A 22,652-nucleotide genomic window follows, 5' to 3' on the forward strand; every position below is an offset into this window, starting at 1 on the left:
GCGCTGCTGTAGCTCAGAGGTAGAGCACTCCCTTGGTAAGGGAGAGGTCGAGAGTTCAATTCTCTCCAGCAGCACCAGTCTCCCAACCAAAGATATTTCAGACACTTAGAAGATGACGCATCTATTCTGAGTACTGGTTGCCATGCGTGGTCATCTACTTGCGCCCGGCGTTTTCGACCTTGCACATGAGGCGCAGTTGAGCCCCTCGGGGCAAAGCGAAACCAACCTCTCACGCATAGATCCGAATCGAACTGACGCTGCAGCGGCACTTGATTCGGGCAGACTGTTGTTCACTCAGAAACAACGTCACAGCTTACTCACGACTGTCAGCGGTTAACCGCCATTGAATCAATTTGTCTGCAGTTTCTAGCGCGCGAATCGCATCGGTTAAGGCGGATTTTAATTTTCAACCTCCAGTCTGCCCCTGAAGGCTCACCCCATTGCAAGCTCGGGGCGGGTAAGCGGCCGCAATAGTCATTGGTGCAGGAGGGTTGAATGACAGATGCAAAACAACATTGGCCGCCTGCGCCGAGACTGCGGATATTGACAGTTTCGCTCGGTACCAAACGCCAAACTGAGAAACTAGGTCATTCGAGTCACGCAAAAAAATGGGGGCCGCTGCAACGGTTTTCCAAGCACTATGCCACACGGCAGATCATACAGGCACATACTCGATGGCTCTGGCCACTCACTAATTTTGACACGGACAAAAGCGTCTGGCTGTCGAAGATTTGCGGCTCCGGCGACGCGGCGGAACTGGTCAGATCGCCGAGGTTCTCTCGGTTCAAATCATGCTGGAAACGACGATGGTGTTTCAGCGTGATTGCCGAGCGACAAAAAGATCAAGTGGCCTCCTGAAGCTGCTCCGCCTGAAATCCGCTTATCCATTGGAAAGATCCCGCCAATTCCAGTGGGCTCCCTTTGAGCGCGATGCAGCAGTTGATGTATTCGCATTGCTTCAGTCGTAAGGCGCTGAAGACCCGCCCCACCACAAGGGGCAGATCAACGCCTCGCGATCGAGATTCTGCAGGTTCGGTCCGCAAACCACCAAAAGACGCACATTCCCGCTGACAGGGCACAACCAAACCCGATCGCCACCAATGCGTGCCGACAACCAGTCGGTACGTCTGGCGATCACAAGAGACACTAGCGAGCAGCCTCATCCGGGCAGCCGCGAGAACCCGAGGCTGCCCTCGATAAGGAACATGTCATGTCGACGATGTGGAACTCCATTTTCAGAAAAACCGCCGTAGTCGCTGCTGCTCTGACCGTGATGAGCGTTTGCGCCGGTATGCTGCCCGCTCAAAGCATCAATAACAATATCAAGAGCCAACTGGACCAGTTTGTCCGCCGTGGTACCGAAGTCAGATTCGAGGGCTATCTGACGGGTTATAGTTATTGGGATAACACTCCCCCTGGCAGTGCTGCCATCGCGCGCCCGGTCCTGCGGCGTCAGGCCGGGGGAACCGGGACATATAATGACCCAGTCACCATCGCCGTGGGTCATGCCATCCGACGGGGACGCCAGACGTTGGATTTTCCGGCAGGCACGCGATTCTACATAGAACGCCTGCGCAAATACGCCATCGTGGAAGACGTCTGCGGTGACGGTCACCAACCCCAAAATGGCCCTTGCCATACCGGCAAGAATGGTCGCCCGTGGCTTGATATCTATATCGGGGGTAAGCGCAATTCCGTACGTGATACAGAAAGATGCATGAACCGGTTGACCGGGATGCAGCCGATCCGCCTCAACCCCCGACGCGGTTATCCGGTGGCACGTGGTGAGATTTCAGCCAGCGGATGTCAGGTTTTTGGCCCGGTGAGCTGACACTGCTCTAGCGGGTGCGGCGCTTCAGATGCGCCAGCGCCTGCAAGACGATCCCATTTGTGTTAAGGTCGGCATGGTTTTTCATTTGGGTATATCCATCAAGGAACAATCCACTGCTCATGCCAAAACCATCAATCCGGGCTTGCTCTCGTGCCATATCCAGCATTTTACGGGTGTGCCTACAGGGTCTTACCGCGTACCAAAGATAAGCTGCCTTGGTCGAGAAAATTCCATAGGGGCTGCTGGCTACCGGCTCAAACACAACCTCGCGCCCCTTACGATAGCTGACGTTCCAACGCGTTTCATGACCCAAATCGAAGCCTTGGTAGACAAACCAGGGTGACGTGTCGATTGGCGTCTCAGATGGCGCGAGCAGCTGCCCGGTCTGGTCAAAGTGGTGCTTCATCGCACCCAGAAAGACATCCGTTAGAACGGCGCATTCCGCAGATGGCCCCAGCTCCACGTATTCGAGCAACAGCGGCTCAGTTGGCAAGATGCCAATTTGGTCGACTGCATAGAGCAGGCTAACCGTTCTGTCGGCAACGGTTTCACCAACAAACGCCTCCCGGTAGGGAGAGCGGGTGTCCGACTGGCCCAGAGCTGGCAAAACCCGGGTCTGATAGTGCGCACAATGTGACTGATAAGATGATTGGATACGTGTCTTAAGGATATTGTTAAGGACACCACCCTGCATCAAACCCGCAATCCGCCACTTGCTCATCAGCTGCGCACAAGCGTCCGCAAGCGCGGCATGCTGCGCCGCCCGGGTAACTGCGCTGGTAAGCCGTGCGAAATCACAAGCATCGAACCCTCGCCTCTCAATTGAAGCATCCCGGACATTGATCAACGTTGGCGGGTAGGCCACATCGGCATCCTGAATAACCGGCAGCGATGCCATGATTTTTCTGATCCGGCGATAAATCCTCTCAGCTGGCGCCAGCTTCAACTCCACTGCTGCCAACAAGCCGAGGATCAGGCTCCCGACATCCCACATTGTGATTTCGGAGTTGTTGAAGGACTTGCCGTTGATCTGCTTTCTAACTGTCAACGCCAATCCGGTGGCATTCATTTCTGCCTGCTCAATATAGCTATAGGCAAGCTCGGCATCAGCCATCATAGCGGCATCGAAAACAGGTGACTCCGGCGCCAGGCTGCTCTCACGTAGCGTGCTTCGCGCTTCGAGCAGCAACTCATGTGCGGGATCAACTATCCCTGTGGGATAGTTCAGGCAGATACCGTTTGCTGCTGGCACTTTGGCAGAGAGCCGACTGATCGTTTGCACCTTATGGACAAAGACCGTATCCGGGTGGCGCACATCGCCTCGTTGTGGGGCGACATCATCTGCAAGAAAAATCGGACCTTCGATCGGCTCTCCATCAGGTCCCAGCCCTGGAGCCCCAAGCCGATGCTCCGCTCCATCACGGGTTTCGACCAAAAATGTACCGTCAGCACGGCGTTCGCCACCGCGCACAAAGGTCACACAGTCGGTGCCTAGCCGCGTCCGCGCCTGATCCAGCAACCCGTTGTGTCCCTCCGCATCGCCCGGAAACTCCGGCAAAATAACATAGTGCCTGGAGTGGTTCGGCAAGAAGGCACAGCACCGTTTGTAAATTTCGCGCGGCAAAACAGACAGAAGATATCCTGATAGCCGCGCACGGTTAACGCTTGCGGCAATGCGCTGACCAACCTCATAGGCACGAGCCGGATCGATCGGCAACTCGGCAACATCCACGGCAAGAACAGTGCCATCCCCCAACTGGGAAAACAGCCTTGATGTCATCCTCTCTTGCGCAGACCTCAGATCCAGGCGCGCCTTCAATGGCAGCATCAACACGGCAGCAGGGCCAAGCAGCGCCTCGCGTTCAGCCGCCTCGACCGCATCATAGATCACGGTCGTGCACCCCCCGGTCCGCAGACCGTCCTGCCGCAACTCGCCCGCAAGCTCATTGGTCGACACCGTCGAAAAATGCGCTGGCTGAGCGGCGGCCGCCATGGCACCGGGCAGCTGCTGATCGATTTGCGAGCGCAGCCCCCAAAGGCTCCGCGCCTTAAAATATCCCGTCTTGCGCATCAGATTCCGCGATGCAGGAACGATCTCGACAAATGTCCGATTTTGGGAGGCGGTGTCACTCAGCATCGCCAGAAGAGGATGGGTGCTATCCGGTGTGTGCTTGGCAAAGTCTTCGAATGCGACCTCAACGGATAGGGCGACCCCCTGTGACAGAAACGCAAAGATCAGAGAGCCAAGCGCATTCTCCGGCAGCGACGGATGTACACCCGTCAGCAAAATGGAAAATGCACGTATCCCCTCAGCCCTGTCAGTCTGTGCCAGGGCTGGCAAAGACGTGCTCAGCAGGCCACTTGTGGCCAAACCCAGAAAATCGCGGCGTTTCCACGGCATTACGTTGTCCAATTTTCTGGTTCCGGCGGTGTTTACCATAACGTGCAGGATACAGGATGCCCATCTTGAATTATAATTAGGACTTTGTTAAAAACTTAATTAGCGGACGCGGAATCAAAATGGTTCGCGCGAAAGTGACTCTGGCGAAAATCGCCTGCCCCCCAAACGAACGAATGGAAAAGTAACACGTTATTTGAACGGGTTGGCAAGCGATGCATACGACGACCAAAAATCGGACGGCACCAAGGGTAGGGAAACGCAGAGCAATGCCTTCTGAGCCTGCAGCTCGTGTGCACAAAACATTTCCGACCGAAATTCTACCGGCCGAGATGACCGTCTCGACCGACGCCCAGAGACAGATATTCAAAGCTGGTAATGCAACACGTCCGTTCCTGGCTGCCTTGTTTATTGCACTGGGGTTGGCACTGGCCGCGGCAATGATCATCGCGGTCACGCAGAGCGTCATCACTGAATTCAAACTCGCGCGTCCCTTGTTTCAGTCCAACCGACCGGCAGATACAATCGACCCAGACTGGCGCCGGTTCCTGCCGCAAAACGACAGTCTTGAAGGTGATGGTGGTTATGATCAGCTGGACAGCGATGATCCGAGCGTTGCAACGGCGACAAGAAACAGCTGCCAGACGCCCCCTCCCAAGGCCCGCAGCGCCAGTAATAACCCCTCAACACTATATGCTTTTGTGACGGCCGATCTGGAAGACGTATCCAATTCCGTTCAACGGACCTGCGACACAATCAATGTGTTTGTTCCGGAGTGGTTGATCATCAGTGACGAAGGGATCGACTGGCTGCAATCCGGCAATCAGGAATTTGGTACACCTTACGTCGTACGAACCAATCCGTTTGGCGATCATCCCATCCAGCCGTTGATGCATGTTCAGGCCAGCGCGCTTGAGGAAGACAGTAGCCGACACTGGCCTAAGACCGCTGAACTCGCTACTCGGCACGGTTGGTCCGGTCTGTGTTTCGATATGCGCAGGTTGGAGGTGCAGAACCTACGAGAGGCGCTGACCCAATTGAATGGCGTGCAGGATGATTTCTCGGCCAGAAACCTTGAGTCCTGCGCCGTCATTGCTCCTGATCAGATTGAGGCCCTTTCCTACGGGGTCGCCTTACCTGACCGGGTCATTTTACCGGCGGTTCAGAACAGCTATCGGCTTGGAATATATGAAGAGTCACCCGCACCTTTGGACTGGTTCCAGACTGTGCTGGAACGCGCGCGCAGTACAATTCCCAAAGACAAGCTGGTGATCGGCATGGCGGCCGGCGGCGTCCATTGGACAACTGGCGCGCCCGCACCTGAATTCATCAGCTATGCAGATGCGATGTCTCAGGCGGATCAATACGGAGCCTTTGCAGGCTTCGCGCCTGAAAAAGGCCATGGATTGATTTCCTACATGGATACACACGGCGAGCGGAACATGATCTGGTATCTCGATGCCGTCAGCCATTACAGCCAGCTGCTGAGCATTGCGGAGGCTGGCATCGACGGCGTCGCCATTTGGGGTTTGGGGCAGGAAGATCCCTCCATCTGGCCCCTGCTCGCCAAAGAAGACATTCTTTCGGACAGTGCTTTTAACACGCTACGCCACATTGATCTGAACAGCTTTGTCTCATATCGCGGCGTGGGGCCTTTTTTGCGTTTCACTCAAAAAGAGGTCTTCGGACGTCGCCATGTGACACGGGATCCCGAAACCCTGATGGTGACCGATGCGGTCACTGATCCATTGCCGCTGCCAGTCATTGCTAACCGCTACGGTACCCTTCCAGACAAATCCATCCTTCTTACATTCGATGATGGACCCGCTCAGGACCACACGCAGGATATCCTTAATATCCTCAGCGATGCCAAGGTGCCCGCAACCTTCTTCATGGTGGGTAACCAGATGTTCGAGCAAAAGAACGTCGTTGATGCGTTGGCTCGGTCCGAGTTTGATTTTGGCCTCCACACCTTTTCTCACCCTCGGCTTGACCGATCTTCTCCGGCGCGAGTTCAGGTGGAACTGGCGTTGCAGTCTCGGATTTTCTCCTGGTTGACAGGCCGCACACCCGTGGTGTTTCGCGCGCCCTACATGCGCGGTCCCGGACCGCTTGAGGGCGATCTAGCGCGCCGGCTGAAGACCATCATTGACCAGCGCTATCACCTTCTGGGTGCCGATATCGTGCCGCCCGATTGGCGCAGCCTCAGCCCCAAGCAACTGGTTGACTACACGCTGGACGCATTGGATGGCAGCGGTCAGGTTCTGCTGCTGCATGACGGCGGCGGCGCCCGCAGCAACACGATCAGCGCACTGCGCCTGCTGATCCCTGAGCTGAAGGCGCGTGGCTATCAGTTTCTGACACTGAAACAAGCCATGGCAGGGGTCGGCAGCCCCTATGAAACCCGACAGGCTGCCAGTCTCGAACCGTTTGAGGCGCTTGCCTTCACCGGTTTTGGAAATAGCGCAACATGGGTGGCCTTCCTGGTGCCCTTCGCGGTGCTGCTCGGGGTCATTCGTGCACTTGTTTTGTTTGTAATGGCGATCCGGTCCCGCCGTGCCGACCGTGCCGACCTGCGTCATCGTACGGGTGATTTCTCCGCCCCGGTCACGGTTGTGATCCCCGCTTACAACGAAGAGAAGAGCATTCTGAAGACAATCTACAGTGTGCTTCAATCAGACTACCCAAATCTGTCGGTGCTGGTGGTGGATGACGGATCAACCGACGACACACATGGGTTGGTGAGCAAGACCTATAAAGACAATCCAAACGTCCAGATCCTGCGCCAACCCAATGGCGGCAAGTGGAAGGCCGCCAATCTTGCCTTCTCTCATGTGACAACGGATTATGTCGTCGCGATCGACGCCGATACCATCGTCGCACCGGATGCAATCCGCCGTCTGATGCAGCCCCTGCGCAACCCCAAGGTCGGCGCTGTCGCCGGCAAGATCATGGTGGGCAATTCGAACAACCTGCTGACCAAACTGGAAAAGCTGGAATACACCGTTGCTCAGAACATTGACCGTCGTGCCTATGAGACGATCAATGCGATCATGGTGGTCCCCGGCGCCTTTGGTGCCTGGCGCACTGAAGCAGTGCGCAAATGCGGCTATTACTCCAGCCAGACTTTGGCGGAGGACACCGATCTGACGATATCGCTTCTGGAGCAGGGCTATGAGGTCCGCGCGGCCGAGCGCGCCTATGCCTACACCGAAGCGCCAGCCTCTGTTGGCACCCTGATGAAACAGCGGATGCGCTGGTCCATTGGTATTCTGCAATCCGCCTGGAAGCATCGCAGCACCATCCGCAAGGGGCACGCCGTCGGCTTGGTCGGTCTCACCGATCTTGTGATCTTTGGGGTGATCATGCCCCTGCTTGGCCCGATCATCGACCTGTTGCTGGTGCTCATGCTGGTGCGGTTTGTCTCCAGTTTTGATGGAACCACTTTCGATGCCTTCACGGTTCGCGATTATGCCGTGCTCTCTATCTTCCTGGCATTGCCGCTGCTGGAGATGATCATGGCCGACTATGCTGTGCGGTCAGAGCCGACCATGCCGCGGTCCATGGTGTTGTTGCTGTTGCTGAACAGATTCATTTACCGCCAGCTTCTGATTATAAATGTCTACCGTTCGCTGTGGCGGATCCTAACAGGGCGACTGACAGGTTGGCACAAGCTGCGCCGATTTGGGTCTGTTCAGGCGCCTGTCCGACCCACGGTTGCCGCCCGGGCGCGCCTCGGCTGACCCAGGCCCGCTGTTCCGGCGAGTCGCCAAGGCATTGCACATAGAAAAACCTGCCCAAGCATGAGGCCTGGGCAGGTTTGTTTTTGGCAATGACGACGTATCAGTTGTCGTCTGACGTGCTACTACCGGAGAGCGCATTTGGATCGAAGGCCCCTCCGAAGGCGGAGCTGCCGCCTGTCGCGGGCGCTGGAGCGCTGCTTTCGTCTTCGCCCTCGGATGTGGCAGCATCACCGCCCCCGAGCGCGTTGGGATCAAAGACCCCGCCGAAGCCAGAGTTGTTCCCACCGCTGGGTGCGGGCTCAGATGTTGTTGCCCCACCAGCATCCGACGCACCGTTTTCGCCCTTTTCCGCAGCCCGGCGGGCCGCTTCATCGGCGCGACGCTGGCGCAGTTCCTGAATACGCAACTCGGTTTCCAGGCGCTTCTGCTCTTTGACCTCCGCGATACATTGGGCCGGGCTATAAACAGTCGCAGTGCCGACAATCACGATGGTGAAACAGGCAACCCCAACCAACCCGAGAGCTGCCCAGTTGGAACTGAGAAACCCCGGAAGCCGCAGACGACCGCTCTCAAGCTCTTCTACCGTCGCATCCTTACGCGCAGCCGCCACGAGTTCCCGTCGACGAATTGTCGCCTCGTTGAACAGCGCGGCAAAAACTGTCAGCACAACAATAATGAATGCCAGGGCAGAGATTGCCGGTGTGATGCCATAGCGCACCTTCTGCGCCAGCTCGATGGTGAGCGTTGGATATTCTCCGAAGGTGAAGGTGGTGGTGTTGTAGTTCTCGAAGCTGGCGAGAAAGGCCAGGACTGCCGCTGATGCAATTGCAGGCTTCATGAACGGCAGCAGCACCTTGCGGAACGCCTGCGCATGGGTGGCCCCCAAATCAAGCGCTGCCTCAGTCAGCGCGATATCATAGCGCTGCAGACGGGCCACCAGCACCAGCATGCAGTAGCTGGCAATAAAGGTGGACTGACCAATGATGGTCAGAAACAGACCGTTCGACAGGAAACTATCTGCCCCCAGCCCGACCATGCGATTGATGCGATCCCAGAACACCAGTGTTGAGATACCAATCACCACACCGGGGATCAGGATTGGCGCGATGATTACCGTGTAATAGGTGGCACGCAACTTTGGCCAGATCTGGGTCAGCATCAGCGCCCCCGCTAGGCCCATCGCAACCGACAACACGACGGTACCCGCCCCGACCAGGATCGAATTCTTGATCCCGTTCAGAATGCGTTCATCCTGGAACAGCGCAGAAAACCATTCGAATGTCAGACATTCCCATGGCGTCGCCTGCGGAAATCCAGGTGAGTTGAACGCCGTGACCGACATGATCACCAGCGGCCCCAGCAGATAGGCGAAGAAAATCGCCAGATAGAACCAGACGCTCAGACGCAGAAAGGAGAGGTTTTTCATTTGCCGATATCTCCCATGTTCACCTTGAACAGGCGCATGACGGCCAGAACCAACAGGATACAGGTCACCAGAAGAACAACTGCATAGGCAGCACCCTGTGGCCAGTCGCTGTTGTCATTGAACTGCTGATAGATCAGCTGTGTGAACCACAGGGACGACGGACCGCCAAGGATCTGCGGCGCAGCCAACGCGCCCGCCGACAACATGAAGACCATAGTGCAACCCGAGCTGATACCGGGCTTGGCATAGGGGATCACAACGCGCTGATGGATCTTGGTCCAACTAGCCCCCATATCACGGGCAGCCTCAATCTGGTTGCGGTCCAGACTCTCGATCACATTGTAGATCGGGAAAATCATCAGCAGGATGTAGGCATACCCAAGCCCTGCATAAAGCGCGATATCGTTCCGGATGAAATCAAACGGGGTGTCAAACACTCCCATCCCGACCAGTGCGGTGTTCAAGACCCCGCTTTCGCCAAAGATGATACGCAGCGCAAAGGCGCGCAGGATTTCGTTGATCCAGTAGGGAATGATCAGCATCAACGCGAAGATGCGGATGTGATTGCCCTTGGTCTGCGCCAGATAATAGGCAATCGGATAGCACAGGATCAGATTGAACAGTGTTACACAGACTGCCGCGACCAGCGTGCGAAAGAACACGCGCAGATCCACCGCATTATAATCCTGACCGCCGCCCTCGGGGCCAAAAACCAGATATTTGTAGTTCTCCAGCGTATAGACATCTTTCGGCCCGCCGATTTCTGGCGGCGGCAGGTTTGGCCGGAATGAAAAGTCGAGCATCGACAGCTGTGGCAGGATGATAAGACCAATCGTCCAGAACAGGACGAGCCCCAACATCACAGAGCCCAGCCCATAGCCGTTGCGATTGAAAAATTCCCTCAGGAATCTTGGCATGGTCCGGGCCTCCTTATTCTGCGGCCAATTCACCCGCGGGTACGATGACAGCGTTCTGCGTCTCGTATTCCAGGGTGATTGTCTGGCCTGTGTGATCTTCAAAGGATTGGCCAAGGTTGGGGATTGAAACCTTCAACTCCTTGCCCCCGTCGCCCTCCATGAAGATATTGAAGGCATTGCCCTCAAATTCCTCGTGGTTGACCTTGGCGCTGACCACATGGTCGCCAGTGGCGCCCTGCGGTGCCAGGGCAAAGGCCTCCGGGCGAATGAACATCATCGCGTCATCCCCCTCTTTCATCTTGCCCTGATTGGCAGAGGAAATTCGTGCAACCAGATCCCCCGACCGGTTGGTCGCGATGAGTGCCTCATTGCCCATCACCCGCTTGACCTTCCCCCGGAATACGTTGTTTTCGCCCACAAAAGACGCGGCAAAGGCTGTTGCGGGGTCGTTGTAGACCGCCTTGCCATTGCCGATCTGGTCGATCACCCCGGCGCGCATCACGGCGATATTGTCTGACATGGTCAGCGCCTCACCCTGGTCGTGGGTGATGTAGATGAATGTGATGCCGACACGTTGCTGAATCTCGCGCAGCTCCGTCCGCATGTGCTGACGCAGTTTCAGATCCAGCGCTGACAGCGGTTCGTCCAGCAACAGAACATCCGGTTCGGCGCATAGCGCGCGCGCGATAGCGACCCGCTGACGTTGGCCACCGGAAAGCTCCGAAGGCAGTTTGTCGCCCTGCCCCGGTAGCGCGATCATATCCAGCAGCTCATCTGCACGCTTGCGACGCTCCTTGGCCGAAGCCCCCCTGATCTCCATCGAAAACGTGATGTTTTCCCAGACTTTCATCAGCGGAAACAACGCAAGATTTTGGAAAATCAGGGCGGTTGGACGCTTGTTCGGACCAATCCCGCGCATATTGCTGCCACCGATCAGAACATTGCCTTCGCTTGGCTCCAGAAACCCGGACACCGCGCGCAAGATGGTCGTCTTGCCACAGCCAGACGGGCCCAGGAACGAAAAGAAATCGCCCCCATTGATTTTGACATTCGCGTCGCGCACCGCAACGAAATCTCCAAAGCGGATCCAGAGCTTCTCAAGATCTACGCCTACCCCAGCACTCATGTGGCCTCTCCCTCGGTGCAACCGTCCGTTCGGAGGCGAACCCCCGGCCGATGCAGATAGCATCCGGTTGATAATATGTTGAATTTACGCCCTCAGGCGTGTGGCTGGCCCCCGCATGAAACGGGAGCCAGATAGGGTCGCGCGATTATGTAATCAGGCGCTTTTGAACTTGTTGACGAATTCGGTACGCACATCCGCATACCAGGGGGCCTCAGCAGGCCAAGGGTTCAGATTGGCCAGGCTGTTGCCCGGATAGGCTTCCGCGAAGTTTTTCTTGTAGACATCGCCGGAGTAATCATCGGCCTTCAGCACCGGTGAGTTGTAGCCGTGGCTGTCGATGGCCTTGCCCGCAGGTTCCTGCTCGTAAGCATAATCGATGAACGCATAGACCTGCTCTTCGTTCTTGGCACCAACCGGCATCGACATCCCGTCGACCCAGGCCATCGCCCCTTCAACCGGCGCCTGATAGTGCACAGGTTCGCCTGCGGATTTCAGCGCCAGCGGCGGTCCATCCCAAGTCTGACCAACAACGACACCTTCGTTCAGCAGACCATTCTTCTGCGAATCCGCGTCGTTCCAGATCAGCTTGATGCGGTTTTTACGCGCCACGCACCAATCAGTGACCTGGCCCCAGACCTTGCGCATGGTCTCTTCGTCATCATAGGCCGCCCAGATTGAGCCCGGCTCCATTTCACCGGAGGCTTCCATATAGAGACCTGCGCCCAGCATCATCGAATGCGCGCGACCCATGGTTTTGCCTGCGTTTTCTTCGCTCCAGACATCGCCATAAGACGGCGCATCCCCGGAAGGCAGCCATTTGTCCGTACGGTAGGCGATGCCCTCGGTGCCCCAGATATGCGGCAACCAATGCGCGCCATCATCGTCGAAGTTCCAAGCGTCGGTACCGATCTTGGCCATTGCCGGGTTCACCGCATCCATATTGACCTTATTGAGGTCGAATGGCTTCAGCAGCTCCAGCGGCCCCCACTGCAGGGACCGGTTGTTGGTCGGAGAAACGATATCGAACCCCTGACCCTTCGTTGCCTTCATCTTGTTGATGATTTCTTCGTTCGACCCGATACCGGTGTAATTCACCTTGATCCCGGTCTTGCCCTCAAACCCGGCGATGAACTCGGGCGGCAGGTAATCGGACCACATCAGAATGTTGATCTCACCGGAGGATGCCAGGGCGCTCTTGGAATAGAGCGGTGCTGCCAGCGCTGCCGCGCCTGCCCCTTTCAAAATGGAGCGGCGGGTTACTTTGGACTTTGCAGTCATCTTGTTTTTCTCCCTATGGAACTGTTGGTCGTTTGTTTTTGCTTTTGGTGGTGAAACTCTGCGGAACGCACTCCTGTTGCTACAGTGACAGATTCAGAATTCGATAAGGCCAGACGATGTCGGGCAAAGACACTTATGGGGCCAGTTTTAGCGCTCCACCGTCAACGATCAGACCAAAGCGGTTACCCGCTTTTCGATGATGATGCCGACTCTCATATTGTTTCACACCGATCAGTCTGCGCCTCGAAGCCCCTTCACGTCAACGCTGCAACACTGTGGAAGCGTTCACAAAATCGCCGGACTGCTCAAACCGCCATGCCGATAAGCGCAACCCCGACCGCCATCAGGACAGCCGCCCCGAGGCGGCGCTTCCAATTGCCCTCTTTCAGGATCAGGAAACCAATCAGCGCGGCGAAGATGACCGATGTTTCGCGCAAGGCCGAGACCGCGCCCAGCGGCGCGAAGTTTTTCGCAAACAAGACCAACCCATACGCGCACATCGACACCAGACCGCCCGCGATTCCCAATGCCCAAACTTTGAGCGGCAATCCCGGCAAGGTCTCTCGCTTTCGCAGGATGACAAACACCGCGACAAAGATGTGCAGAAAGGCACCCCAAGCCCAGTAGCTGACGGTATTCTGTGACAGTCGCACCCCGACACCATCAACCAACGAATATACCGAAATGCAGAACCCGGTGCCCAGCGCGTACCATAGCGCACCCCGCCCAACACCGGATCGCAGCGCTTTCCAACTGCTGAGTTGGATTCCCACCGCAATAAGCGCAATCCCGAACCAAGCCTGTAAGGGCAACATTTCCCCCACGAAAATCATCGCCCAGAGCGAAACCAATGCAGGCACAATTCCGCGAGCGATCGGGTAGACCACGCTCAGGTCGCCATGCTGATAGGCACGCCCCAGCATGTAGAAATACCCGAAATGCACGACGGTCGAGAGGCCGATATAGGGCAGGCTCGCCACCGCAGGCAATGGCAGCGACACCACCATGATCGCCCCAGGAAGAACATGACCCAGCGCGACCAACCCCAATGTCGTGGTCCGATCTGTTGCGGTTTTGACGATGGCATTCCAGATCGCATGCAGCAACGCAGCCGACAGGATAATGGCGATCACAAATGGAGTCATGTCAGGCTTTCAGATCTGGCAGGTCGCTGCGGAGAGGCATCAGTCCATTTCCTCGGCAGGCATGTCTTGAATCAAGCGCGTTTCCAGCAACTGCCCGTTCCGATAGAGAATCGGATAGGCGATCGCAGCGATATGGCTGTTGAATTCCCGCAGTGCGCGCAGGGTCTCAAGATGGATATCAGAACTCTCGAAACTCTCCGCGGCCCCTCTCTGGAGTCTGCGCAGATGGCGCTTGCGGCTGTCACGCTCCATGCGCTTCACCTCGGTCTTCTCAAGGCTCAGCAGACGGGCGCTTTCCAGATCGTCCGAGATCAGCACGTTGGAGGCCAGCTGCATATTGGCGACAATGACCTCATGCATACGGGTGATCTCTGCCCAGCCTTCTTTCGAAAACCGCACGCCCTTCTTGTGCATTGACGTGGCAAGGGTGGCGAGACGTTCGTCCACTACATCCCCGGCCGTCTCCAGCCGGATGGCATATTCCACCAAGTCGCGGGCCACTTTGGCGTTTTCCTTGCCGAACCCCTCGCTCGGCATGCCCGCCACATAACTCCGGATACCTGACAGGCAATTGTTCACCTCCCGGTCCAACGCCTGCACCGCCCTGATCTGAGTGCGGTCACCATGCTGGTAGAGGTCTGGAACGGGTCGGAACATGGCGCTGACCAGATCCGACATTCGCAACAACTCCCGCTTGAGACTGCTGATCGCCTGATTGGGCTGCCGATAATCGTCCGTATTCAGCACACTAACAGGCATCCCATGCGCGGTATCCTGCGGCGTTGCCGGGTCCGGAACCAGACCTGTCAGAACCCCGTGCAACATACCGCAAAACGGCAGCGCCAAAATCAGCAGCGATGTGTTGAACAGCAAATGCGCATAGACCAGCGTCTGCCCCCCCTCAGGCGCGCCCAGAACACCGGCTCGCAACGCCATATTGACACCAAACAGACACAGCACAGCCCAAGTCCCGCGCAGCCCCAGATTGGCCAGCGGTATTCGTCGCCCTGGCGCTGGCATCCCGCGGCTCAGCCAGACCGGAATGAACGCAGAGCCGAAATTCGCACCCAACACCAAAGACAGGCCAGCCGCAAAGGGGATCGCATCAATCTGCACCAATGTGACGCACATCAAAATAGCCGCCACCGAGGAGTGCATGACAAAGGCGAGTGCAGCCCCGACAAGGAACGCGGTGATGTAGTCCCGCGCCAGGTATTCTGCAATCGCGGGCAAAAACGCGCTTTCCCGGATCGGGTCCATCGCCTCACGCAGGAACCGCAAAGAAATCAAGATGAACGCAATCCCCATCAGGATGCGCCCCATCTGGCGGGCTTTTTTCGCCTCGACCTTGACGAAGAGATAGCCCCCAACCGCAAGCAGAACCGGCACCAACCAGTCCAGACGGAACGACAGAAGCTGAATGATCAACGCGGAGCCCAGATCCCCGCCCAGCACAATTGCCAGCCCGGAGGCAAAGGACAGCAGCCCCCCAGCCGCGAACCCGGACGTCAGCAACGCAACCGCCGCTGAGCTTTGAAGAACGATGGCCATGCCAATACCCACGAAGCTGGCCTGCACAAGACTGCGCTGTTCAGTCAGGAGTCGCTGAAACGTGGCACCATAGCTGCGTTCAATGCCCGTGCGCACCATACGCACCGCAAAAAGCAGCAGCATGACAGCACCGGCGAGGCTGGTAAGAAAGCTCAATATGGCCATAGATCCGTGTCTTTTCCTTCTGTCGGGCAGTCTCTAACGGCTGCCGATCTTTATCTTGGCGCCCAACGGAACTCCGTCTGCGCATCTGTTCGCGTGGCTCACTCCATTGAGGGGGCCCGTTTCTTTGCCTTCAGCTCGTTCCCCGCGTCAGCGTCCCGTGTCGGCGCCAGTTCAAGGCCGATTCCCCAGGTCTCCAACGCACGGCGGTACTTTCGCCCCGGCAAGGCATCGGTCATCAGCAGGTCCAGCATCTCCGGTTGCGGCCCCCGGTGCGGCGCCATGTCATCGAATTTCGGATGGGCCAGTAACAACAGCGTCCGTTCGGCGGCCTGCGCAACCACCGCCGCAAGCTGGGCCTCTGTCGCACTGTGGTAGAGGGCGCCGTGTTTGGCAGAAAACGCATCAGCCGACAACACCGCCAGGTCCAATGCAAATGCGCGTACTTGCTGTTCGGCAACATAGCCAAACGTGCCACGTTCATTGCTTTGGATTTCTCCGCCGAGGAAATGAACTCTGTTGCCGTTGTGATTGGCCAGTGTCTGCGCGACGCCAATAGAATTGGTCACCACTGTCAGATTGGCGCGGCGACGCAGTTCCTTTGCGACAAACGCTGTGGTGGATCCCACATCGAGAAAGATCGCCATCCCGTCTGTGATCTGCGGCAGAACTCCGGCGGCGATACTCTGCTTTTCTTCGGTATATTTCGAGATCCGCCGATAAAAACTATCCGCCGTATCCGGCCCACTCAAATAGGCGCCACCATGGACGCGCTGTACCAACCCTTGCTTGGCCAGTGCCTTGATCGTGCGCCGCACGGTTTCTTCCGAAACGCCCAGCACCTTAGCCAGTTCGCCACTGCGCGCCGAACCGCCCAGACGGCGCAAGGCCTCTAGCAGTTCAAGCTCGCGATGGGACATTTTCTGGTCTGCTGGCACCCGGAAACCTCTGTACAGGACTGGTGAATCTGCCGGGCAGTGAACCACAGCTCAATCGAAAAAATCAAACAGGAAAACACAAAAACCCACATTATCGGTCAATTTCGACGGTGTTGAGCCCGGAAACCCTTTGCCACGAAGACACTTTCGGGCTTATCTGGCGTCAATTGCCGCGAGGAAGATCTCTATGAGCCGATGTTCAGACCAGCGCAGGAATGTCCTGTTCATCCTGATTGATCAGATGCGGGCCGACTGCCTGTTTGGTGCCTTAGCGGAGCATGTGGCGCTGCCCAATCTTCGCGCGCTGATGGGGGATGCCGTTACCTTTCAGAAGAACTACACAGTTGTGAATCCCTGCGGTCCGTCGCGTGCCTCTATCCTGACCGGCCAGTATGCGATGAACCACCGCTCCGTCCGCAATGGCACCCCCTTGCGGCATGACACACCGAACCTCGCCTCGGAGATGCGCAAGGCAGGTTATCTGCCGATGCTGTTTGGGTATACCGACACCTCGCACGATCCCCGCGTCCACCACCCAAGCGACCCGGCGATGCAAACATACGAATACCCGATGAGCGGGTTTCATGAGATGTTGGAGATGCGGATGGAAATGTCGCACCCATGGCGCGCGCATCTTCTGAACAAAGGTTACACATTCGACCGCTACTGGGACATCTACAAACCGGTATCGCCAACCGGGGATGCCCCGCGTCTTAACGATCCGGCCCCGTATCGGGCTGAGGACAGTGACACCGCATTTCTGACCGACCGATTTCTGGCAACGCTGCCCGGCTACCGCGACCAGAATTGGTTCGCGCATCTGACCTATATACGCCCGCATCCACCGCTTGTTGCGCCTGCCCCCTACAACCGGATGTATGATCCCGCGTCCCTGCCGCTCCCGCACCGTCTTGCCACTGTTGAGGACGAGCGCGCGGTTCATCCATTTTTTGATCCAGCCACCCGCGCCGCCTCCCCGGCGTCCTTTGTGGAGGGGTTCCCCGATCTGGAGCCCAGCGACGAAGTAATCCAGACGCTTCGCTCGATCTATCTGGGTCTTGCCAGCGAGGTCGACGCCCATATCGGTCGGGTTATGGAGTACCTCCGCGACAGCGGCCAGCTGGAGAACACGCTTGTGGTGCTCAGCGCAGATCATGGGGAAATGCTGGGCGATCGGCACAGCTGGGGGAAATTCTCGGTTTATGAGGCGGCCTATCACACGCCTCTGATCATTCGCCAACCGGGTAACTCAGCGCGCGCCGGCGCTGTGGTGCATGATATCACCGAATCCATCGACCTCGCACCGACCATTCTGGACTGGGTGGGCCAGCCTATTCCTAACGCAATGGACGGGCGCTCCCTGCTGCCGCTGCTTGCCGGAAACACTCCAGACAACTGGCGCAGTTACAGCTATTCGGAGTTGGATTTCGCAGAGCCCGAGCGCCCTAGCATCTGGCAGCAACACCTGGGCACGGATGCGAGCTGTTCCAGCCTTGCGATCCTGCGCGATGCGCGCTTCACACTGGTCGAGTTTGCTGCCGACCTGCCGCCCCTGCTGTTTGATCACGATGACCTGGGCGAAGCCGTTAACGTGGCGGAGCACCCCGACTATCAACGCGATCTGGCCCGGCTGACGCGACAGATGTTGCGCCATCGTATGCGTAACATGGATCATACGTTGTCGCTGGACACCATCACCCCACAGGGGCCGCGCAGGCAGCTGCGCCATAGGCCGACGTTCGCTGCAGGCCACCAGGATGGCTGATCTGCGCAGGACTGCCCGCGCCCTCTTTGCGGCGGCTGTTGCCCGTGCCAATCCCGCCATGGCACTGGCCGAAAGCCTGCGAAAACACCCACCGGCCCTACCGCAACCGGGGGGACGCCTGATCCTTGTCGCCCTTGGGAAAGCTGCCGTTCCCATGATGCGTCAGGCGATAGAGATGCTGCCGCCCCCGGATCGTGCAATCGCTGTGACCAATCCAGAGAATGTTGCGGACCTACCTGATGTCGAGGTGTTGGCAGGCAGTCACCCTGTTCCGAACCACATGAGCCTGGCTGCGGGGGCCGCCCTACGCGCGGCACTCAGCAATCTGAACGCCAAGGACAGGGTCGTCGCGCTGATATCGGGCGGCGGCTCCGCTCTGGCGGTCGCGCCAGCGGGAGGTCTCACGCTGGCTGACAAAACCGCTGTGACGGATCTGCTGCTCGGGGCCGGTGTAGACATCACCCAGATGAATCTAATCCGCCAGCAACTGTCGGAGCTGAAGGGCGGCGGCCTGTTGCGCGCGGCGCAGCCCGCACAGGTGTTCAGCTATATTCTCTCGGATGTCATCGGCGATGATCTGAGAGCCATCGCCTCGGGCCCCACGGTGGCACCACTGGGCGCGCGGGCAATGGCGCGCGATTTTCTTCTGTCCCAGAACCTGTGGGAGGCGCTGCCTCACGCGGTTCAAACCCATCTGGCAACACCAGAAGACCCGCAGCAATCGCCCGCGAACTCCAGCGTGGCGTCAGCCCATCTAATCGGGTCGAACCGCCATAGCCTGATTGCCGTGCGCGATCAGGCAAAGCGCGATGGCTGGGCCGCACATATCATCAACGATGCGCTTACAGGAGATGTCGAAGCGGCGGCCACGACCATTCTCTCGGCAACCAATGCATACGAGTCCGGTCACCCGACTGCGCTGATTTTTGGCGGAGAAACCACAGTACAGCTGACTGGCAGCGGTCGTGGCGGGCGGAACCAAGAGCTGGCACTGCACGTTGCCCGCCTGGGGCCTCGTGCCCTCAAAGAGCATTGGACCTTCCTCTCCGCAGGCACCGATGGTCGTGACGGTCCGACAGATGCGGCGGGCGGTATTGTCGACAGCGGTACCTGGCAACGGATCAGTGACAACGGCGGCAATCCCGAGGCCCTCCTCAGAAACAACGACAGCAACGCTGCGTTGAAGCTGGCGGGCGATCTCCTGATAACAGGCGCAACCGGCACCAATGTAGCCGATGTCCAAATTATGCTGCTGTCACCGCAGTAGAATAGGCCCCTATTCGTCCAATTGATGCAGCTCGTTCAGCAAATCCAGCAACGCCTCATAGCGATCCTCCCCCATTTGGGCACGGGTACGCTCAATGACGGCAAGGCTTGCATCCAGATTATCGTCAATGACCTGTGTCCCCGCCGGTGTGATGCTCACAACCTGGCGGCGGCGATCTATCTGATCCTTCGTACGCTGGATCAGCCCCTTATCCTCAAGCTTCTGCAAGATGCGTGTCAGGCTTGGCAGAAGAAGACAGGCCCGTTCAGAAATCTGCGTAGGGTCGATCCCTCCGGTTTCCTGAACAACACGCAGCACGCGCCACTGCTGTTCCGTCAAACCGGCGTCGCTCAGCAGCGCGCGGATAGGGCCCATCACACGCTCGCGGGCGCGCAGCAGGGCGATGGGCAAAGATCGGTCAGTGCTTGGTAACTGCTTGGTCATGGCCAATTATCGCCGCCCCGGCGCACAAAGGCAAATCTTCAATGCTGGCGCCAGCAAGAGAGTGCTTCTGAAAACGGAACGATCAGGGAGGCGTCCGCAAAGGCGAGCGAAATGACGCTCAAGCAATCGCATCTATTGATATAATTCCCCAAAGTAGACAGATTTTAATACACATGTTAATCACATAGTGTCTCATGGGTTTCCCCTCTCAGCGCAAAGGACGGCACAATGAACTGGTCTGATTTTTCCCATTGGGGTCGCAAGATTGCCGACTGGACCCAACACTACCATCAGACGGTTGGTGACAGGCCGGTGCGCGCCAGAACCGAACCCGGTGACGTTCTGAATGCGCTTCCCGCCACGCCGCCCGAAACCGGCGAAGGCATGGAGGCCATCTTTGCCGATTTTGAAACCGTCGTGATGCCCGGGATCACCCATTGGCAGCATCCACGGTTCTTTGCCTACTTCACCTCCAATGCGGCTGCCCCATCGGTGCTTGCGGAATTCCTCACCTCTGCCATCGCGCCGCAATGCATGCTCTGGCAGACCTCTCCTGCGGCGACGGAAATGGAAACCCGCATGATAGACTGGCTGCGCCAGGCGCTTGACCTGCCAGAAGAGTTTCAGGGCGTCATTCAGGACAGTGCCTCTTCCGCCACCCTGGCAGCCGTCCTCACAATGCGGGAAAAGGCGCTGAACTGGCAGGGCAATGAGCAGGGTCTATTTTCCCAGAAGACTTTGCGGATCTATTGCTCTTCGGAGGTGCACACCTCCGTCGATCGTGCCATCTGGGTTGCCGGTATCGGCCAGCAGAATCTTGTCCGTGTTCCGATCAAAGGGGACTGGCGCGGCATGGACCCGGACGCACTGGCCGCAGCAATTGAGGCCGACATCGCGGCCGGCCATCAGCCCGCCGGCGTCATCCTCTGTGTCGGAGGCACCGGAGTTGGCGCCACCGACCCGGTCGATCAGATACTCGATGTGGCTGAAAAATATGGTCTCTATACCCATGTGGATGCCGCCTGGGCCGGCTCCGCCATGATCTGCCCCGAATACCGCCATTACTGGCCCGGAATTGAGCGCGCAGACAGCATCGTTTTCAACCCGCACAAATGGCTGGGGGTGCAATTTGATTGTTCCGCCCATTTCCTGAAAAATCCCGACGATCTGGTCCGAACGCTGGCCATAAGCCCCGAATATCTCAAAACCCATGGCAAAGACGGTATCATCAACTACTCTGAATGGTCGGTGCCCCTGGGCCGCCGTTTCCGTGCGCTCAAAATCTGGTTCCTGATCCGGACCTACGGTCTGGAAGGGCTGCGCCAACGGTTGCGCAACCATGTGACATGGTCACAGCAATTGCATGATCGGCTCCAGTTAGAGCCTGATTTCGAGATCGTGACGCCGCCAATGTGGTCTCTCTGGTCCTTTCGGTATCAACCCGATGGAGCCAGAGATCTGGACGATCTGAATCTGCGGTTGGTGAATGCGATCAACGACGATGGCCGCATTTACCTGACCCAGACCCGCGTCGATGGCGCTCTGGTGATCCGTTTTCAGGCAGGGCAATTTGAAACAACCGAAGCCGATGTCATGATGGCACATGATGTCATCACTGAAATCGCCCGAACGCTATAGCACCGACCAACCCGCTCCGCCGAGGCTGATGCGTGGCCGCTGGACAAGCCGCGGCGCGGGGCGATACCTTTTTCCTCAGTCGTGACCGCCCCGAACAAACACAAGCGATCGCGCCCAATCCAAACCGGAGAGTTCCCATGCCCGCACCCAAAAACACCTTCAAACAGGCGCTGGCCAACGGGGATCGTCAAATCGGCTGCTGGATGAGTTTTGGCGAAGCGGCCGTCGCCGAAATCATGGGGACCTGTGGCTTTGACTGGCTGGTGATCGACGGCGAACATGCCCCCAATGACATCCGCTCCATTCGGGATCAGTTGATGGCACTGGCAGCATCGGCCAGCCATCCGGTGGTGCGCGTGCCGGTGGGGGAGACATGGATCATCAAACAGGTGCTGGACGCCGGTGCGCAAACCGTTCTGGTCCCCATCGTGGAGGACGCAGATCAGGCCCGCGAACTTGTGCGCGCCTGCCAGTACCCGCCACATGGCACCCGTGGGGTCGGCGCGACAGCCGCGCGGGCGACGCTGTTCGGAACGACCAGCGACTATATTCAAACCGCCGATCAGCAGATCTGCCTACTGTTACAGGTCGAAAACCGTAAAGGCATCGAAAATCTCGACGAAATTCTGGCGGTGCCGGGTATTGATGGTATCTTCATCGGGCCCGCCGACCTCTCCACGGATATGGGACATCAGGGCAATTCCGCTCACCCGGAGGTGCGCGCCGTGATTGCCGACGCGCTGGCGCGGATCAAAGCCGCAGGCAAGGCGCCGGGCATATTGGGCACCTCACCCGAGGCCACACAGGCCTATTTCGACATGGGAGCGCAGTTTCTCGCCGTCGGGATCGATGTCATGCTGCTGGCGCAGAGCGCGCGCGCCCTCGCCACGAACTGGACATCGAAGTAGCCACCGGCACCCCAAGAGACAAAACCGCGTGAGAAAATACGTATTTTCGCGCAATTGACCGGTTTGACACCCCGCCGCTAGCCTGCCACGACAGGAGCGAGACCGCGCCAGATAA

At 57.8% G+C, this 22,652-nt stretch carries 15 protein-coding genes and 1 tRNA gene; 7 read left to right on the plus strand and 9 right to left on the minus strand.

Annotation, left to right across the window (positions count from 1 at the left end):
- Nucleotides 1-2: 2 nt before the first annotated feature.
- A tRNA-Thr gene (locus OO25_RS01015) sits at nt 3-77 on the plus strand.
- Between the two features lie 1,133 nt (nt 78-1,210).
- Nucleotides 1,211-1,831, plus strand: a complete 621-nt coding sequence (locus OO25_RS01020; protein ID WP_040171582.1) for a hypothetical protein — start codon at nt 1,211-1,213, stop codon at nt 1,829-1,831.
- Between the two features lie 7 nt (nt 1,832-1,838).
- Here the strand turns inward: OO25_RS01020 and OO25_RS01025 are convergent, their stop codons facing one another.
- Complete coding sequence (locus OO25_RS01025) at nt 1,839-3,722, minus strand: DUF3131 domain-containing protein (protein ID WP_242406957.1); 1,884 nt, start codon at nt 3,720-3,722, stop codon at nt 1,839-1,841.
- A gap of 800 nt (nt 3,723-4,522) precedes the next feature.
- Here OO25_RS01025 and OO25_RS01030 point away from each other — a divergent pair.
- A complete protein-coding gene (locus tag OO25_RS01030; protein WP_242406958.1) occupies nt 4,523-7,972 on the plus strand; it encodes a glycosyltransferase in 3,450 nt (1,149 codons plus the stop codon).
- Nucleotides 7,973-8,072: 100 nt separating this feature from the next.
- On the opposite strand, the gene OO25_RS01035 is transcribed toward OO25_RS01030, so the two are convergent.
- The 7 genes from OO25_RS01035 to OO25_RS01065 form a co-directional block, all read right to left on the minus strand.
- Nucleotides 8,073-9,398: an ABC transporter permease gene (locus OO25_RS01035; protein WP_040178063.1), complete on the minus strand. Its 1,326-nt coding sequence runs from the start codon at nt 9,396-9,398 to the stop codon at nt 8,073-8,075.
- Entirely contained in the window at nt 9,395-10,315 is a 921-nt protein-coding gene (locus OO25_RS01040; RefSeq protein ID WP_040178065.1) for an ABC transporter permease, read from the minus strand. Before OO25_RS01040 ends, OO25_RS01035 begins: the two co-directional genes overlap by 4 nt.
- A gap of 13 nt (nt 10,316-10,328) precedes the next feature.
- Nucleotides 10,329-11,441, minus strand: a complete 1,113-nt coding sequence (locus OO25_RS01045) for an ABC transporter ATP-binding protein (protein WP_040178066.1) — start codon at nt 11,439-11,441, stop codon at nt 10,329-10,331.
- A gap of 153 nt (nt 11,442-11,594) precedes the next feature.
- Complete coding sequence (locus tag OO25_RS01050) at nt 11,595-12,719, minus strand: PotD/PotF family extracellular solute-binding protein (RefSeq protein ID WP_040171592.1); 1,125 nt, start codon at nt 12,717-12,719, stop codon at nt 11,595-11,597.
- 305 nt (nt 12,720-13,024) lie between these two features.
- Nucleotides 13,025-13,864: a DMT family transporter gene (locus tag OO25_RS01055; protein WP_040178067.1), complete on the minus strand. Its 840-nt coding sequence runs from the start codon at nt 13,862-13,864 to the stop codon at nt 13,025-13,027.
- Nucleotides 13,865-13,903: 39 nt separating this feature from the next.
- A complete protein-coding gene (locus OO25_RS01060; RefSeq protein ID WP_040178068.1) occupies nt 13,904-15,580 on the minus strand; it encodes a Na/Pi cotransporter family protein in 1,677 nt (558 codons plus the stop codon).
- Between the two features lie 98 nt (nt 15,581-15,678).
- Nucleotides 15,679-16,497: a DeoR/GlpR family DNA-binding transcription regulator gene (locus tag OO25_RS01065; RefSeq protein WP_369808840.1), complete on the minus strand. Its 819-nt coding sequence runs from the start codon at nt 16,495-16,497 to the stop codon at nt 15,679-15,681.
- A gap of 205 nt (nt 16,498-16,702) precedes the next feature.
- Here OO25_RS01065 and OO25_RS01070 point away from each other — a divergent pair, with 205 nt between their 5' ends.
- Entirely contained in the window at nt 16,703-18,280 is a 1,578-nt protein-coding gene (locus OO25_RS01070) for a sulfatase-like hydrolase/transferase (protein WP_040178069.1), read from the plus strand.
- A complete protein-coding gene (locus OO25_RS01075) occupies nt 18,273-19,547 on the plus strand; it encodes a glycerate kinase (RefSeq protein ID WP_040178070.1) in 1,275 nt (424 codons plus the stop codon). The genes OO25_RS01070 and OO25_RS01075 overlap by 8 nt, the downstream gene beginning before the upstream one ends.
- Nucleotides 19,548-19,556: 9 nt before the next feature.
- Here the strand turns inward: OO25_RS01075 and hpaR are convergent, their stop codons facing one another.
- On the minus strand, nt 19,557-19,991 hold the full coding sequence (gene hpaR, locus OO25_RS01080; protein ID WP_040171604.1) for a homoprotocatechuate degradation operon regulator HpaR: 435 nt from the start codon (nt 19,989-19,991) through the stop codon (nt 19,557-19,559).
- Nucleotides 19,992-20,219: 228 nt separating this feature from the next.
- Here hpaR and OO25_RS01085 point away from each other — a divergent pair, with 228 nt between their 5' ends.
- Nucleotides 20,220-21,629: a pyridoxal-dependent decarboxylase gene (locus tag OO25_RS01085; RefSeq protein ID WP_040178071.1), complete on the plus strand. Its 1,410-nt coding sequence runs from the start codon at nt 20,220-20,222 to the stop codon at nt 21,627-21,629.
- A 137-nt stretch (nt 21,630-21,766) separates the two neighbouring features.
- Entirely contained in the window at nt 21,767-22,537 is a 771-nt protein-coding gene (locus tag OO25_RS01090; protein WP_040171607.1) for an HpcH/HpaI aldolase/citrate lyase family protein, read from the plus strand.
- Nucleotides 22,538-22,652: the final 115 nt, after the last annotated feature.

This window comes from Phaeobacter sp. S60, from assembly GCF_000826845.1.
Taxonomy (GTDB): domain Bacteria; phylum Pseudomonadota; class Alphaproteobacteria; order Rhodobacterales; family Rhodobacteraceae; genus Phaeobacter; species Phaeobacter piscinae.